Consider the following 16,197-nt stretch of genomic DNA (forward strand, 5'->3'; position numbering starts at 1 on the left):
CGCTGGCGGTGCGTCGTGAGCGGGCCGGGCTGGGTGCGGGGGACAGTGTCACCTGGCGCGACGACGTTCCGGCCGGGCTGCTGCACTTCGAGCGCACCGGGTTCGCGTGCACGGTGAACACCACCGGCACCGCGGTGCGCATCCCTGCCCCGGGCGCGGTGCTGCTGGCCTCCAGCCCGGTGACCGTCGTGGACGGCGAGATCGAACTCCCCGCCGACTGCACGGTCTGGTGGAAGACACACTGATCCCACCGGGTCGACCCGCGCCTTGACCCTGACACCGTGTGAGCCCGTGAAGTGGGAGTCATCATGTTCACCATCGGAGACTTCGCCCGCCACGGCCGCGTGTCGGTCCGCATGCTGCGCCACTACGACGCACTGGGACTGCTGCGCCCGGCCCGGGTCGACCCTGCCACCGGCTACCGCCACTACGCCGCCGCCCAACTCGCCCGGCTCAACCGCATCATCGCGCTCAAGGACCTCGGCCTCACCCTTCAGCAGGTCGGGGAGATCCTCGACGAGAAGGTCGACGCCGGGGAACTGCGCGCCATGCTGCGGCTGCGCCGCGCCGACCTGGAGGCGGAGATGGCGGCGGCCGCGGCCCGGCTGACCCAGGTGGAGGCGCGTCTCCGGTCCATCGAGAGCGAGGGACACATGCCCACCGAAGACGTCGTCGTCAAGAAGCTGCCGCGCCTGCGCGTGGCCGAACTCACCGCCGTGGCACCCGACTTCGAGCCGCCCAGCATCAGCGCGGTGATCCAGCCCCTGTACGACGAGCTGTTCCGCCGGCTCGACGCGGCCGGCATCAGGCCGACCGGCCCCGGCGTCGCCCGCTACGAGGACGCACCCGGCGGCGGCATCCTGGTGCACGCGGGCGTCGAGGTGTCCGCCGCGCCCCGCGAGGACGACGACCTGCACATCGTCGACCTGCCGCCCGTGGACCGAGCGGCGACGACCGTGCACCGCGGCGCCATGGAGGCCGTGCTGCCCGCCGTGCAGAACCTCGCCCGCTGGATCGACGCCCACGGCCACCGCTCCGCCGGCTACCCGAGGGAGATCAGCCTGGAGTGCCCGGCCGACCACGACGCGTGGGTGACCGAACTCCAGGAGCCGCTGGTCTGACCCGCTCCCACGCATTTGGCAGCCCAGACTGTGCAGCCTTGGTTGCACAGTCTGGGCTGTCGATTTACGGTGGAGGCATGACCGAGAAGCAAGAACCCTCCGAGGCCGCCGTTCAGGCGGCCGCCGAGGTGTGGGTGGTGGTCGGACGGCTCCGCCGCAAGCTGCAGTCCCTGCTCGGGGGCGTGGACGGGGAGAGCGACCTCTCTCCGGCACAGGCCTCCGTCCTCGCCCGCCTCGACAAGACGGGCCCCGCCTCCGCGAGCGAACTCGCCACCGTCGAGGGCGTGCGGCCGCAGTCCATGGCCAAGACCGTGATCGCCCTGGAGGAGGCCGGACTCGTCGAGCGGCACCCCGACCCCGGCGACGGGCGCCGTCAGCTCGTCACGCTCACCGGGCCGGGCCTGGAGCGGCGCCAGGACGACCGGGAGGCCCGCCGGGTCTGGCTCGCCCGCGCCCTGGACGAGCACGGCACCGAGGAGCAGGTGCGCGCGGTCATCACCGCCATGCAGCTGCTCGACGAAGTGGCGCAGGCGTGACCGGCATAGCCGAGCGCCTCCACCGGGCCAGGACCGGCGACCCCGGCGGCTTCGACCGCCGCCTCGTCGCGCCGATGATCCTCGGCACGATCCTGAACCCGATCAACTCCTCGATGCTCGCCGTTGCGCTGGTCCCGATCGGCCACGCTTTCGGTGTTCCGCCGTCGCAGACCGCCTGGCTCGTGTCGGGCCTCTACCTGGCCACGGCCGTCGGCCAGCCGGTCATCGGCCGCCTCGTCGACGCGTTCGGCCCGCGCCCGCTCTACCTGATCGGCACCGCCCTCGTCGGAGCCGCCGGACTGCTCGGCGTCCTCGCGCCGAGCCTGTGGGTGCTCGTCCTGTCCCGGATCCTGCTCGGCTTCGGCACGTCCGCCGCGTACCCGGCTTCCATGTCCCTGCTGCGCACCGAGTCCGAGCGCACCGGACTGAAGAGCCCCAGCGGCATCCTCGCGGCGCTGACCGCCTCCGGGCAGGTCATCGCCGTCGTCGGGCCGACGCTCGGCGGTGTCCTGATCGGCCTCGGCGGCTGGCACCTGATCTTCGCCATCAATGTGCCGCTCGCCGTGATCTGCCTGTTCCTGGGGGCCCGCCGACTGCCCAAGGGCGCGCCGAAGGGGGCACCCGGGCGCACGGACGTGCCGGGCATGCTGCTGTTCGCCGCCGCGCTCACCGCGTTCATGCTGTTCCTGATGGAGCCCGGCCTCGCCCACTGGTACCTGCCCGCGCTCGGCCTCGCCGCCGGCGCCTGGTTCGTCCGCCGGGAGCACGGTGTCGCCGAGCCCTTCATCGACCTGCACGTCCTGCGCGGCAACACCCCGCTCCTGGCCACCTACGGCCGCCAGCTCCTCGCGTACACCACGTCGTACGCCTTCCTGTACGGCTACGGGCAGTGGCTCCAGGAAGGGCGCGGGCTGAGCGCCTCGCAGGCCGGACTGCTCCTCCTGCCGATGTCCGCCATGGGCGTCGTCGTCACCCTCCTCACCGGTCGCCGCCGCGAGATCCGCGGCAAGCTCGCCGTCGGGGCGGTCGTCCAACTCGTCGGCTGCGCGGCCCTCCTGCCGCTGGGAGGGGACAGTCCCGTCTGGCTCCTGGCCGTCGTCGGCCTGCTCTTCGGCGTCCCGCAGGGACTCATCGGGCTCGCCAACCAGAACGCCCTCTACGCGCAGGCCGACCCGGCCCGGATGGGCTCGTCGTCCGGACTGCTGCGCACCTTCACCTACCTCGGCGCCCTGCTCGCCTCCGCCGCCAACGCCGCGTTCTTCCGCGACGGCGCCACCAGCGCCGGGCTGCACAGCATGGCCTGGATGCTGATCGGCGTGGCCGCGCTGTGCCTGGTGGCCAGTGTCGCCGACCGCTCGCTCGCCCGAGTGGGCCGCGACGCCTGAAGCCGTCCCGACCGCATCACCGCAACAACCCCCTTGCAAGGAAAGTGAGTTCAGCATGGCCCTCACCACCCTCGACCCCCGCACCGCGCTCGTCGTCGTGGACCTCCAGAACGGAGTCGTCGGCATCCCCGGCGCCCCGCACGCCACGTCCGACGTGGTGGAGCGCAACGTGACGCTCGCCGACGCCTTCCGCGCCGCGGGCCTCCCGGTCGTCCTCGTCCGCGTCTCCTTCGCCACGGACGGCGGCGACGTGGTCCCCGGCCGCACCGAGCGGGAGCCGCGCACCGCGACCCCGCCCGCCGGCTGGGACCGGATCGTCGACGCGCTCGCCGGGCACCCCGAGGACATCACCGTCACCAAGCGGAACTGGTCCGCCTTCTACGGCACCGACCTCGACCTGCACCTGCGCCGCCGCGGCATCACCCAGGTCGTCGTGACCGGCGTCGCGACCAGCATCGGCGTGGACTCCACCGCCCGCGCCGCCCACGAACACGGCTACCACGTCACCCTCGCCACGGACGCCATGACCGACCTCGACCCCGAGGCGCACCGCAACAGCGTCGAGTGGATCTTCCCGCGGCTCGGCGAGACCGGGACGACCGACGACGTACTGAAGCTCCTCGCGGCGCTCTGAGCGCATTAATCCTTGGACGATCACACACGCAAGACCCGTGCAGTATGGCGTTATTCACCAAGTGATCACCGGCCGGAATCTGTTGACCTGCTGAAAACCCCACCCGTAACGTCCACTCCGCAGCAACGGAAGATTCATTTCGTATAGCGGAACGGGAGGGGTCCTCAGTGGCCACTGCTCAGCAAAGGCCCCCATCCCCGGCATCGGAGCCCCTGACGGCGGCAGGCGTGGAGATCAGCCCCCGCCTCTACCACCAGGACCTGGCCCCGACGAAGATCCAGGGCCGCAGCTGGGGCGCGTACAACGTCTTCACCCTCTGGGGCAACGACGTGCACAGCCTCGGCAACTACGCCTTCGCCATCGGGCTCTTCGCACTCGGCATGAGCGTGTGGGACATCCTCATCGCGTTCGCCATCGCCTCGGTGCTGCTGTTCGCCCTGCTCACCCTCTCCGGACGGATGGGACACCGCACCGGTGTCCCGTTCCCGGTCATGAGCCGGATCGCCTTCGGAGTGCGCGGCTCCCAACTGCCCGCCGTGGTCAGGGGATCCGTCGCCATCGCCTGGTTCGGCATCCAGACCTACCTCGCCTCCCAGGTGCTGCGCACCCTCCTGAAGGCGCTGTGGCCCGGCGTGGCCCAGTACGACACCAACTCCTTCCTCGGCCTGTCCACGCTCGGCTGGATCTCCTTCCTGTTCCTGTGGCTGGTGCAGGTCCTCATCGTCAGTTTCGGGATGCAGGTCATCCGCCGCTACATGGCCATCGCCGCGCCCACCGTCCTCGTCACGGTGCTGGCGCTCGCCGTCTGGATGTTCGTCAAGGCCGACGGGTCGATCGCGCTCAGCGGCGACACCCACTTCACCGGCGGCGCCCAGTGGCTGCACATCTTCGAGGCCGCCGCGCTGTGGGTCGTCGTCTACGGCACGTTCGTCCTCAACTTCTGCGACTTCACCCGCTCCGCGACCTCCCAGCGGGCCATCGTGCGCGGCAACCTCATCGGCATCCCCGTGAACATGCTGTTCTTCGCGGCCATCGCCGCCGTGCTCAGCGGCGCCCAGTTCCGCCTCGACGGCGAGGTCATCACCAGCCCCACCGACATCGTGCGGACCATCCCCAGCACGACCCTGCTTGCCCTGGCCTGCCTCGCCCTGCTGATGCTGACCGTCGCGGTGAACCTCCTCGCCAACTTCGTCGCGCCCGTCTACATGCTGGTCAACCTGTTCCCGCGGCGGCTGAACTTCCGCAGCGCGGGCATCCTCAGCGCCGTCGTCGGACTCGTCATCCTGCCGTGGAACCTGTACGACAGCCCGGTCGCCGTCACCTACTTCCTCGGCGGACTCGGCGCCCTGCTCGGCCCCGTCTTCGGCGTCGTCATGGCCGACTACTGGCTGCTGCGCAAGGCCCAGATCAACGTCCCGCACCTCTACACCGAGGACCCGGCCGGCACCTACCACTACCGGCGCGGCGTCAACCCGAAGGCCATCGGCGCCTTCGTCCCGGCCGCCGGGTGCGCGGTGATCGTCGCCCTCGTCCCCTACTTCTCCGGCATCTCGGGCTTCTCCTGGTTCATCGGCGCGCTGCTCGCCGCCGGGCTCTACTGGCTCCTGAGCGACCGCACGCAGACCTACGACCACGTCGACGGCGAACCGATCGCCGTCGACGCCGAGTGACCGCCGTTTCCCGGCGACCTTCTGGAGAACCCGCATGCGCATCCTCGTAGTGAACGTCAACACCACCGCAACGATGACGGAGAGCATCGCCCGGCAGGCCGAGGCCGTCGCCGCGCCGGGCACCGAAATAGTGCCGCTCACCCCGGACTTCGGCGCCGAGTCCTGCGAGGGGAACTACGAGAGCTACCTCGCCGCCGTCGCCGTCATGGAGAAGGTGCGCGCCTACCGGGAGCCCTACGACGCCGTCATCCAGGCCGGATACGGCGAGCACGGCCGCGAGGGCCTCCAGGAACTCCTCGACGTGCCCGTCGTCGACATCACCGAGGCCGCCGCCAGCACCGCCCAGTTCCTCGGCCACAAGTACTCCGTCGTCACCACCCTCGACCGGGCCGTCCCGCTCATCGAGGACCGGCTCAAGCTGGCCGGCCTCACCGACCGGCTCGCCTCGGTGCGCGCCAGCGGGCTGCCCGTGCTCGCCCTGGAGGCGGACCCGGACGCCGCCGTCGCCGCGATCGTCGAACAGGCCGTCGCCGCGGTCGAGTCGGACCGCGCCGAGGTCATCTGCCTGGGCTGCGGTGGCATGGCGGGGCTGACGGAACAGGTCGTCGCCCGCACGGGCGTCCCCGTCGTCGACGGGGTGGCCGCGGCCGTCACCATCGCCGAGTCCCTGGTCCGCCTCGGCCTCACCACGTCGAAGGTGCGCACCTACGCGCCGCCGCGCCCCAAGCAGATCCGCAACTGGCCGCCGCGCGTGAGTTCATGACGTTTGGTCACACCTGATCCGTCCGGTCCGCCGCCCGGCGCGGCGCGGGGCCGCGCCCGAGGAGCTCGGCCAGGCCCTGCCGGGTCGCGGCGAGGACGACCCGGTCCTGCGGGTGCAGCACATGGCCGGGGTGCAGGTTCCACACCAGGCCCGTGGGGCGGGGCGCGCTCTCGTCGTCCTCGGGGCCCGCGGACAGATCGGGGCGGCGCTCCGCCGGCTCCGTGGCATCCAGCGCGACGACCCGCCAGTGCCCAGGGCGGAACGATTCGGCGATGGTCCGCCCCGCCAACTGCGGATGCCCCGCCACCTCCAGGGCAGCGAAGAGCAGCACACTGCGCTCGACCGGGATGGCACCCAGGATCTGCCGACCCATCATCGCGGTCGCGAAGGCGGGCGCCGCCAGGGTGGACACGCTGCGGCTGCGGGTCAGGGCGCGCGGGTGCGCGGCGCGCAGCGTGCGGTAGACGGCGGCGGCGAACGCGTCGTCGTACAGGCGCAGCACCACCCGCAGATCGGGCTTGAGCGCGCGGGCGGACAGCGCCGCCTCCAGATTGGTGGTGTCCACACTGGTCAGGGCCAGCAGCGCGTGCGCGCGATGGATCTTCGCGGCCTCCAGGACCCCGTCCGACGCCGCGTCGCCGATGACCGTGGGCACCCGCATGCTGCGGGCCAGCGGAACCCCGCGCGCCTCCGGGTCCGCCTCCACGCACACCACGGGGATGTCGAGTTCACCGAGCCGGGACAGCACCCGGGTGCCGATCTTGCCCAGGCCGAGCAGCACGATGTGCCCGGACAGACCGCGCGGCGGACGGCGCAGCGCGGCGGAGGTACGGAACGTGCCGAGCGCCTCCAGCACGGCGGCCAGCAGCACCGGCAGCAGCAGCAACCCGGCGAGCCCGGTGAGGAGTTGCAGCACCTTGCGGGCCGTCGGCTCGCCGATGGCCGGGTCGTCGATCGCGAACAGGTCGAGCAGGGTGAGATAGCCGGCGTGCAGCGGATGCATGTCACCGGTGGCCCAGGTGGCGATCGCCAGGCCGAGCACACTGGCCGTCAGGCCGAACAGCGACCAGCGCAGCCGCCGGGAGAAGAACGAGCCGAACGGCATCCCGCGGGTCGCCGACGACCAGCCGTTCGTGGTGCGTTCGGCGGGCGCGATCGTCTCCAGGACCACGGTGCCGCGCCCGGTCGCCGCCGCCACCGTGGCGTCGTCGGGCAGCAGCAGCGGACCGTCCCGGCCGTCGTCGGCGTCCGAACCCTCCGAACCCGCAGGGTCGTTGGTGGTCGCCGACAGCAGGGCGAGGGTGGCGAGCCCCGGATCGGACACCTGGCCCCGGCCCGGCGGATTGCGTTCGACGGCGCGCAGCAGCAGCCCGTCGGCCTGGACGATCTTGCTGGTTCCCGCGACGGCGGTGGCCGCCAGCGCCGGTGCGGCCGTGTCGGCGTCGGACAGCACCGTGGTCGAGTTGTCCACCGCCGTGGGCGCGACGCCGGGCGTGGACAGCGTCGCCGCCTGGTCGAGCAGATCGGCGAGATGGCGGCCCAGGCTGCGGTTGTAGAGCCGGATCACCAGGCGCAGGTGCGGGTTGAGCCGGCGGGCGACCAGTGCGGCCCGGATGTTGATCTCGTCGTCGTCGTGCACGAGCGCCAGCGCCCGGGCCTCCGTCACCCCGGCGTCCGCGAAGGCCTGTTCGTCGAGCACGGCCGCCTGCTGGACGCGCGGCGGCCCCGCGGGACCGCTCTGCTCGGGCGCCCGGCCGAGCACCGACTGCATCCGCGCGAGCAGTGCGGAGGCGCGGGCCCGGGCCGCCGGCGCGACCCGCCCGACGCCGTCGCCCGGAGCGCCCGGGACGACCACGGTGACCTGCTCCCCGTACAACGCGCGCAATTCGGCGGCGAGCCGCTCGGCCAGTGCGTCGTCACCGCACACGATCATGTGCCCCCGGGACTGCGGGGCCGGAGGATCCTGCGGTGACTGTGCGTTCTGTGCGGAGGGTGGGGGAGAGGGGGGCTGGTGGGGCACCGTGTTCATGGGATCAGTCAACCCGCTGGACGGACGGGGCGGCTACGTTTCCGAGGAGGACGCGCTGCCCGAACTCTTCCCTGAGCACGCCCGATCGGTCACGATGATCTCCCATGACGATGATCCCGAGAGCCGCCGACCAGGTCGCCGCCGCACTGCCCGGCCGCACCCGCTGGGGGTTCGCGCTGGTCGCCCTCGACGGCATGGGGGGCTCGGGCAAGTCCACCCTCGCCGCCGCCCTCGCCGAGCGGTGCGACGCCGCCGTCGTCCACGGAGACGACTTCTACCGGCCGATGGACCAGGCGGAACGTGCCGCGCTCACCCCGGCGGAGGGCTGCGACCGCTACTTCGACTGGCAGCGGCTGCGCGACGAGGTACTGCTGCCGCTCGCCTCGGGCCAGGCCGCCCGGTACGGACGCTACGACTGGGAGAGCGGCGCGCTCGCGCCCGGCGAGACGCACACCGTTGACCGAACGGGCATCGTCGTGGTCGAGGGCGTCTACACGGCACGCCCCGAACTCGCCGGTTTCTACGACCTCCTGGTGTACGTCGACACCCCGCCCGAGGAGTCCATGCGGCGGCTGCGCGAGCGCGGCCACGACCACGGGCCCCTCGACTGGGAGGCCCGCTGGCGGGCGGCCGAGGAGCACTACGCGGCCACCACCCGCCCGCGCGAGCGCGCCGATCTCGTCGTCCCCGGGTACTGAACCCGCGGACCCGTACGGGGGCTTCCCCGCGTCAGCAGACGCTGTCGGTCGGCCTGGGGTTGCCGAGACCGAAGAGGGGGCGCAGGCGCAGGCCGGCCCAGGTGCCGCCGAGGGCGATGGCGCCCCAGAGCCAGCCGTGCAGGGAGCCGGACGCGATGCCGGCCAGGTAGGCGCCGATGTTGCAGCCGCCCGCCAGGCGCGCGCCGATGCCCATGAGGACACCGCCGACGACCGCCGCGAGCGCCGTACGGGCGGGGATGCCGCGGTGCAGCTTCCACACCCCGCCGGCCGCCGCGGCGACGGCGGCGCCGACCATGATGCCGATGTCGGTGAGGCTGTTCTTGTCGGCGAGCACCGGCCCGGCCAACTGCGCCGAGCTGCCGGGCTGCTGCCAGAACGCCCAGGTCTCCGGGGCGGCGCCGAACACACCGGCCAGCTTGGAACCCCACAGCGCGAACGCGCTGGTGATGCCCCAGGCGCCGCCCGAGACGAGGAGCACTCCGGCGCCGAGCACGGCGAGCACGACGGCGCCGACGGCCAGCGGCCAGGAGCCCCGCACCGTACGGGCGAGCGCACCGCGCGCCGACGGCGGAGTGCCCATCGGCGGGGGATTGCGGCGGGCCTGCACGGCACGCGCGACGAACCAGACCACGGCCAGCGCCACGATCGTCACGGCCCAGGAGCCGAGCCAGCCGACGTGGTCGGACAGCACGTACGGGTCGAACGCCGGAAGATCGCTCCAGAGCCCGAACTGCCAGGCGGCCAGGGTCGATCCGGTGATGAAGCCGAAGAGCGTGAGCACGATCGTGCTCTGTCCCGAGCCGACGGCGAACAGCGTGCCGGAGGCGCAGGCGCCGCCCAGCTGCATGCCGACCGCGAAGAGGAACGCGCCGATCAGCAGACCGACGCCGATCGGGCCCGCGCTGGGCGCGGGCACCGAGCCGAACAGTCCGCTGCCGGTGCCGATGATCAGGGCGAAGAGGGTCGCGGTGGTGCCGAGGAGGAGGGTGTGGGCGCGCAGTCCCGCGCCGTTGCCGACGGCCACCAGCTGCCGCCAGGCGGAGGTGAACCCGAACCGGGAGTGGAACAGGGCGAAGCCGAGCCCGGTGCCGAGCAGCAGCAGGACGCCCGGCTTGGCGCCGTGCCGGGCGAAGACGTACGCGACGAGCGCGGCGCCGACGACACCGGCCACGGCGAGCGGCACCCGCCGCACCGGCGGGGCGGCCTCGGCGTCCGGCGCCGGAGCGGAGGTGGGAGCGGGGGAGAGCAGGCCGGCGCGGGGCGGCGCCCCGGCCGCGGGGGCGGTGGTCAAGGGGAGACTCCGGGGAGTGCGGGAGGAGAGGTCGGACCGGAAGAGGGCCGCGCGCCCGGCGCGCGGCGGGGGCGTCAGCGGCGACAGAGCGCGTCGTCGACGCTCCACGGCGTTGCCGCGAAGAGCGCGAGAGCCAGCTGACGGGCGGGTCCGAACATGTGCGCCACTCTAAGGACCGGAGCGGAAAGTGAGAATCCCGTCTCACATGACGGTCAGGGGCGGCCCGGCCGGTGGGACGCCCCTGACGCTGTGCACGGAGTGGGTCAGGCGGCCGCGCGCCGGTCCTTGCGCTGCTTGAGGTAGCCGCCGAGGGCCAGCGCGCCGACCAGGATCGCGGAGACGTACAACTGGTCGCGGCCGCTCGCGGTGGTGGCCATCGCGACGAACACGCCGACGATCGCGAGCAGGGCGACCCAGGTCAGGTACGGGAAGCCCCACATGGGAACGGTCAGCAGCTCGGGCGACTCGCGCTCCAGGCGGCGGCGCATCCGCAGCTGGGTGAGGCAGATGAAGACCCAGCCGACGAGGACGGCGACGCCGGTGGTGTTCATCAGCCAGGTGAAGACGGTGTCCGGCCACCAGATGCCGGCGAACACCGCGAAGAAGCCGAAGGCGCAGGAGGCGAGGACCGCGGCCATCGGGACACCGCGGGTCACCTTGCCGATGAAGCGCGGGCCGAGGCCCCGGCTCACCAGCGAGTACGCCATGCGCGACGAGCCGTAGATGTTGGCGTTCATCGCGGACAGCAGGGCGACCAGGATGACGACCTGCATGATCGTGCCCGCCGCCGGGATCCCGAGCTGGTCCAGGACGGTGACGTACGGGCCGTCGGTGGCGACGGACGGCTTGTCCCAGGGGACCAGGACGACGACCAGGGCCATGGAGCCGACGTAGAAGAGGGCGATGCGCCAGACGGCGGTGCGCACGGCACGGGCCACGTTCTCGCGCGGCTTGTCGGACTCCGCGGCGGCGATGGTGACGGTCTCCAGACCGCCGTACGCGAAGACGGCCGTCAGCAGACCGGCGATCAGCCCGGCGGTGCCGGTGGGGAAGAAGCCGCCGTCGCCGGTGAGGTTCGAGGTGCCGGGGGCGTCGCCGAAGACACCGCAGATGCCGAGCACGCCGAGTACCAGGAAGGCGCAGATCGCGGTGACCTTGAGCGCGGAGAAGACGAACTCGAACTCGCCGAAGTTCCGCACGGCGAGCAGGTTGCTCGCGCAGAAGAACGCCATGAAGACGGCGACCCAGCCGTACGCGGGCAGGAACGGCACCCAGCCGTGCATGATCTGCCCGGCCGCCGTGGCCTCCGCCGCGACGCCGCAGCAGAGCATCGTCCAGTACGTCCACCCGGAGGTGGCCCCGGCCCAGGCGCCCAGCTCCTTCTCCGCGTGCACCGAGAAGGAGCCGGTGGCCGGGCGGGCCGCCGACATCTCGCCGAGCATCCGCATGATCAGCATGACGACCGCGCCGGCGGCGGCGAACAGCAGCACGACGGCCGGTCCCGCGGCGGCGATGCCCGCGCCGGAGCCGACGAAGAGTCCGGCGCCGATCACCCCGCCGAGGGCGATCATCGAGAGGTGGCGCTGCTTGAGCCCGTGCGAGAGCCCGGTCTCCGCCTCCTGTTCGGGAGCCTGCGAAGCGTCCGGGCGCCGGTCGGCGACGGAGGTGGGGGAGCTGGTCAAGGTCGTACCCGTTCTGCGCTTACCGGGCCGGATGGTCCGCTGACGCGGTCCGTGGGGCGGCCCGTGGCTGGTCTGCTGGTCCGTCATGTGAGACGAGGTCGGCCCAGTATGCGGGCACCGTCCGATGATCAAAATGCCATGTTCGATATGCGGACACCCTGGTCACCGGCTGTGCCGGGACGATCTCAGTGGTGCCTGCTACCCGCGCGCGCCGGGCTCATGCGCCGGTCGGTCTCACCGTCCGCGAGGCCGTGCGGCGGGCTGGCCTCCGCCCCCGCGGTCCCGGTAGGACAGAGCCATGGGCGACAGGCCCCGACCGTGACGAGGAGCGCCGCACATGGACCCCCAGGACTACTTCGACCTCGGCCACCACACCCGTCCCGTGACCACGACGTCCACCGCGGCGCAGACCTGGTTCGACCGCGGCCTGAACTGGACGTACGCCTTCAACCACGAGGAGGCCGTCCGCTACTTCGAGGCGGCCGCGGCGGCCGACCCCGAGTGCGCCATGGCGGAGTGGGGCGTGGCCTACGCCCTCGGCCCCAACTACAACAAGCCCTGGGAGTTCTTCGACGCCCAGGAGCTGGCCGAGACCGTCGAGCGGACGCACGCCGCCGTGCAGCGCGCCCTCGCCAAGGCGGGGAACACCGACGTCGGCCCGGTCGAGCGGGAGCTGATCGACGCGCTGCGGGCCCGCTATCCGCAGGCCGTCGCCGCCTCCGCCGAGGAGTGCGCCGTCTGGAACGCGGCGTACGCCGACCGCATGCGCGCCGTGCACCGGCTCGCCCCCGACGACCTCGACGTGGCCGCCCTGTACGCCGACGCGCTCATGAACCTCACGCCCTGGCAGCTGTGGGACATCCGCTCCGGGCAGCCCGCGCCCGGCGCCCGCACCGTCGAGGCGCGCGAGGTCCTCGAGCGGGCCATGACCGGCGCCGTCGGCGCGTACCACCCGGGGCTGCTGCACGCGTACATCCACCTGATGGAGATGTCCCCGACCCCCGAACTGGCCCTGCCGGCCGGTGACCGGCTGCGCGGACTCGTGCCCGACGCGGGACATCTGGAACACATGCCCTCGCACCTGGAAGTGCTCTGCGGCGACTACCGCCGGGTGCTCACCGACAACACGGCGGCGATCGCGGCCGACGAGAAGTACCGGGCCAGGGCGGGGGAGCTGAACTTCTACACCCTCTACCGGTGCCACAATCTCCACTTCAAGCTCTACGGCGCGATGTTCCTCGGCCGCGTGCAGGACGCCATGGACACGGTGCGGCAGCTCGAAGAGGCCGTCCCCGAGGAGCTGTTGCGCGTACAGAGCCCGCCCATGGCGGACTGGCTCGAAGGGTTCGTCGCGATGCGGGTGCACGCCCTCGTCCGCTTCGGGCGCTGGACCGAACTGCTCGAACTGCCGCTGCCCGGCGACCCGAAGCTGTACTGCGTGACCACCGCCATGCTGCACTACGCGCGCGGCGTCTCCCTCGCGGCCACCGGCCACGTCGACCGGGCCGCGACCGAGCGGGACCTCTTCCGCGCCGCACTCGCCCAGGTCCCCGACACCCGCATGCTGTTCAACAACACCTGCGCCGACATCCTGGCGATCGCCGAGCAGATGCTCGACGGCGAACTCGCCTACCGCAGAGGGGATGTCGAGGAGGCGTTCGCGGCCCTGCGCCGCTCGGTGGAGCTGGACGACACGCTGCCCTACGACGAACCCTGGGGCTGGATGCAGCCGGCCCGGCACGCGCTCGGAGCGCTCCTGCTCGAACAGGACCGGGTCGCGGAGGCCGAGGCCGTCTACCGCGCCGACCTGGGACTCGACGACCGTGTGCCGCGCGCCCGGCAGCACCCCGGCAACGTCTGGGCGCTGCACGGCTTCCACGAGTGCCTGGTGCGGCTCGGCCGGGAGGGCGAAGCGCGCATCGTCGCGCAGCAGTTGACCCTCGCGGCCGCATTGGCCGACGTACCCGTGGCCGCGTCGTGCTTCTGCCGCACGACCGCGGTGGCCGACTGCTGTTCGGGGCCGGGGGAGGGCTGATCAGGCGGTGACCTTCGCGATGAACGCCGCGGCGTTCGCCACGGTCCGCTCGATCTTCTCCTCCACCGTCAGCGTCTCGTGCATACGGGAGCCCGCGCCCGCGTCCTTCAGGCCGCGCACGTACAGGGAACAGGCCAGATCGCTGCAGATGTAGGCGCCCACCGAGTCGCCCTGCTTCCCGGCCTTGCCCGCCTTCGGCGCGACCAGCAGCGCGACCCCGCCGGTGTGCGTGGTGACGCACAGCGAGCACATGCTGCGCCGCGTCTGCCAGGACATGGCCGACTGCGCGCCCCGCAGGGTGATGCCCCGCGGGCGCCCGTCGATCTCCGCCACCAGATAGGCGCGGTCCGGCGCCTGCGGGTCGAGCCAGCCGAGGAAGTCGAGGTCCTCCCACGGCCGCTCCGCCAGATCGCGCGGCACGGACAGGCGCTTCGCCTCGCCCTTGCTGCAGTTCACGAAGGCGCCGCGGATCTCTGTCTCGGTCAATGGCTTCATAAACCTGAGGCTAAGTTGCCTAAAGGTTTTAGGCAAATGCATAATGTTCATGGTCGAAGGTGGGAACGGTTTCGGAAGGATGGCCATGGTGCGTGCGGGGCTCAACGCGGAACGGCTGGCGCGGGCCGGGGCCGAGCTGGCCGACGAGGTCGGCTTCGAGCAGGTGACCGTGTCGGCGCTCGCCCGGCGCTTCGACGTCAAGGTGGCGAGCCTCTACTCGCACGTGAAGAACTCCCACGACCTCAAGACCCGGATCGCGCTGATCGCGCTCCAGGAGATGGCCGACCGGGCGGCCGACGCCCTCGCGGGCCGGTCGGGCAAGGACGCCCTGACCGCGCTGGCGAACGTGTACCGGGACTACGCCCGCGAGCACCCCGGCCGCTACACCGCCTCACAGTTCCGCCTCGACCCCGAGACCGCCCTCGCCAGCGCCGGAGTGCGGCACTCGCAGATGACCCGCGCCCTGCTGCGCGGCTACGACCTGACGGAAGCCGACCAGACGCACGCGGTGCGCCTGCTCGGCAGCGTCTTCCACGGGTACGTGAGCCTGGAGATGAGCGGCGGCTTCAGCCACAGCGCCCCCGGCTCCGACGTGAGCTGGACCCGGACCCTGGACGCGCTCGACGCGCTGCTGCGCAACTGGCCCGAGGAGAAGAAATGACTGCCCCCTTGACCGCCGTCCCGCTCACCGCCGAGCTGCTGCGCGGCGCCCTCGACGTCGAGCGCACCCCGCTCGGCCTCCTGCCGCACCGGCTCCCCGCGCGGGCGCGCGCCCAGAACACCGACGGGCAGCTCGCCATGGCCGAGGCCCAGCCCGCCGGCGTCCGGCTGGCCTTCCGCACCCGCGCCACGACCCTCGAACTGGACACGCTGCCGACCAAGCGCGTCTACGTGGGCGCCCCGCCGCGCCCCGAGGGCCTGTACGACCTCGTCGTCGACGGCCGGCTCACCGGGCAGGACAGTGTGCGCGGCGGCCACACGCTCACCATCGACATGACCGACGGCACCTTCGAGCACACGCCCGGGACGCCCGGCACGCTCCGCTTCACCGACCTCCCCGCCACCCCGAAGGACGTCGAGATCTGGCTGCCGCACAACGAGACGACCGAACTCGTCGCCCTGCGCGCCGACGCCCCCGTCGAGCCCGCACCCGTGCCGGACCGTCCCGTCTGGCTGCACCACGGCAGCTCCATCAGCCACGGCTCCGACGCCGCGAGCCCCACCCGCACCTGGCCCGCGCTCGCCGCGTCCCGGGCCGGCGTCGAGCTGATCAACCTCGGCTTCGGCGGCGGCGCGCTGCTCGACCCGTTCACCGCGCGCGCCCTGCGCGACACCCCGGCCGACCTGATCAGCGTCAAGATCGGCATCAACATCGTCAACGCCGACGCGATGCGCATGCGCGTCTTCGCCCCCGCCGTGCACGGCTTCCTCGACACGATCCGCGAGGGGCACCCGACGGCCCCGCTGCTCGTCGTCTCCCCGATCCTCTGCCCGGCCCACGAGGACACCCCGGGGCCCAGCGCCCCCGACTTCGGCGGCGCCGACGGCCGGTTCACGTTCAAGGCGATGGGTGACCCCGCCGAGGTCGCCCTGGGCAAGCTCACCCTGCGCACCATCCGCGACGAGCTGGCGCGGATCGTGAAGCAGCGCGCGGCCGACGACCCGAACCTTCACTACGTGGACGGTCTCGACCTCTACGGCGAGGCCGACCACGCGGAACTGCCGCTTCCGGACGACATCCACCCCGACGCGGCCGCCCACCGGCGCATCGGCGAGCGCTTCGCCGACCTGGGGCTCAACCCTCTGAGCGGGCGGGTTAGCATATGAGCGCCATCTA

General features: G+C 72.4%; 14 protein-coding genes and 1 pseudogene. 11 read left to right on the forward strand and 4 right to left on the reverse strand.

Annotation, left to right across the window (positions count from 1 at the left end):
- The 7 genes and pseudogenes from ABZ930_RS04035 to ABZ930_RS04065 all read left to right on the forward strand — a co-directional run.
- Positions 1–245, forward strand: a pseudogene (locus tag ABZ930_RS04035) (alpha-glucosidase); the annotation flags it as partial.
- Positions 246–308: 63 nt separating this feature from the next.
- Positions 309–1,121 (forward strand): MerR family transcriptional regulator, encoded by an 813-nt coding sequence (locus ABZ930_RS04040; protein WP_361541031.1) that lies wholly within the window; start codon positions 309–311, stop codon positions 1,119–1,121.
- A 77-nt stretch (positions 1,122–1,198) separates the two neighbouring features.
- Complete coding sequence (locus ABZ930_RS04045; RefSeq protein WP_361541034.1) at positions 1,199–1,657, forward strand: MarR family transcriptional regulator; 459 nt, start codon at positions 1,199–1,201, stop codon at positions 1,655–1,657.
- Positions 1,654–3,042: an MFS transporter gene (locus tag ABZ930_RS04050; RefSeq protein WP_361541037.1), complete on the forward strand. Its 1,389-nt coding sequence runs from the start codon at positions 1,654–1,656 to the stop codon at positions 3,040–3,042. The genes ABZ930_RS04045 and ABZ930_RS04050 overlap by 4 nt, the downstream gene beginning before the upstream one ends.
- Before the next feature lie 55 nt (positions 3,043–3,097).
- Positions 3,098–3,676, forward strand: coding sequence for an isochorismatase family protein (locus tag ABZ930_RS04055; RefSeq protein ID WP_361541040.1), 579 nt, complete (start codon positions 3,098–3,100; stop codon positions 3,674–3,676).
- A gap of 227 nt (positions 3,677–3,903) precedes the next feature.
- Positions 3,904–5,346: an NCS1 family nucleobase:cation symporter-1 gene (locus ABZ930_RS04060; protein ID WP_361541043.1), complete on the forward strand. Its 1,443-nt coding sequence runs from the start codon at positions 3,904–3,906 to the stop codon at positions 5,344–5,346.
- A 34-nt stretch (positions 5,347–5,380) separates the two neighbouring features.
- Positions 5,381–6,109, forward strand: coding sequence for an aspartate/glutamate racemase family protein (locus tag ABZ930_RS04065; protein WP_361541046.1), 729 nt, complete (start codon positions 5,381–5,383; stop codon positions 6,107–6,109).
- Positions 6,110–6,116: 7 nt separating this feature from the next.
- Here the strand turns inward: ABZ930_RS04065 and ABZ930_RS04070 are convergent, their stop codons facing one another.
- Entirely contained in the window at positions 6,117–8,042 is a 1,926-nt protein-coding gene (locus ABZ930_RS04070; RefSeq protein WP_361541049.1) for an NAD-binding protein, read from the reverse strand.
- 200 nt (positions 8,043–8,242) lie between these two features.
- Here ABZ930_RS04070 and ABZ930_RS04075 point away from each other — a divergent pair, with 200 nt between their 5' ends.
- Complete coding sequence (locus ABZ930_RS04075; RefSeq protein ID WP_361541052.1) at positions 8,243–8,836, forward strand: hypothetical protein; 594 nt, start codon at positions 8,243–8,245, stop codon at positions 8,834–8,836.
- Between the two features lie 31 nt (positions 8,837–8,867).
- Here the strand turns inward: ABZ930_RS04075 and ABZ930_RS04080 are convergent, their stop codons facing one another.
- The gene (locus ABZ930_RS04080) at positions 8,868–10,148 is read right to left on the reverse strand and encodes a YeeE/YedE family protein (RefSeq protein ID WP_361541055.1); all 1,281 of its coding nucleotides are present in this window, start codon (positions 10,146–10,148) and stop codon (positions 8,868–8,870) included.
- A 263-nt stretch (positions 10,149–10,411) separates the two neighbouring features.
- On the reverse strand, positions 10,412–11,719 hold the full coding sequence (locus tag ABZ930_RS04085) for an amino acid permease (RefSeq protein WP_361541676.1): 1,308 nt from the start codon (positions 11,717–11,719) through the stop codon (positions 10,412–10,414).
- A gap of 448 nt (positions 11,720–12,167) precedes the next feature.
- Here ABZ930_RS04085 and ABZ930_RS04090 point away from each other — a divergent pair, with 448 nt between their 5' ends.
- Positions 12,168–13,865, forward strand: a complete 1,698-nt coding sequence (locus ABZ930_RS04090; protein WP_361541058.1) for a hypothetical protein — start codon at positions 12,168–12,170, stop codon at positions 13,863–13,865.
- Here the strand turns inward: ABZ930_RS04090 and ABZ930_RS04095 are convergent, their stop codons facing one another.
- On the reverse strand, positions 13,866–14,360 hold the full coding sequence (locus ABZ930_RS04095) for an FBP domain-containing protein (protein ID WP_361541061.1): 495 nt from the start codon (positions 14,358–14,360) through the stop codon (positions 13,866–13,868).
- A gap of 85 nt (positions 14,361–14,445) precedes the next feature.
- On the opposite strand from ABZ930_RS04095, the gene ABZ930_RS04100 reads away from it, so the two are divergent.
- The gene (locus ABZ930_RS04100) at positions 14,446–15,021 is read left to right on the forward strand and encodes a WHG domain-containing protein (protein ID WP_361541064.1); all 576 of its coding nucleotides are present in this window, start codon (positions 14,446–14,448) and stop codon (positions 15,019–15,021) included.
- On the forward strand, positions 15,018–16,187 hold the full coding sequence (locus ABZ930_RS04105; RefSeq protein WP_361541067.1) for a GDSL-type esterase/lipase family protein: 1,170 nt from the start codon (positions 15,018–15,020) through the stop codon (positions 16,185–16,187). The genes ABZ930_RS04100 and ABZ930_RS04105 overlap by 4 nt, the downstream gene beginning before the upstream one ends.
- Positions 16,188–16,197: the final 10 nt, after the last annotated feature.

The organism is Streptomyces sp. NPDC046716, assembly GCF_040645755.1.
Classification (GTDB): Bacteria; Actinomycetota; Actinomycetes; order Streptomycetales; family Streptomycetaceae; genus Streptomyces.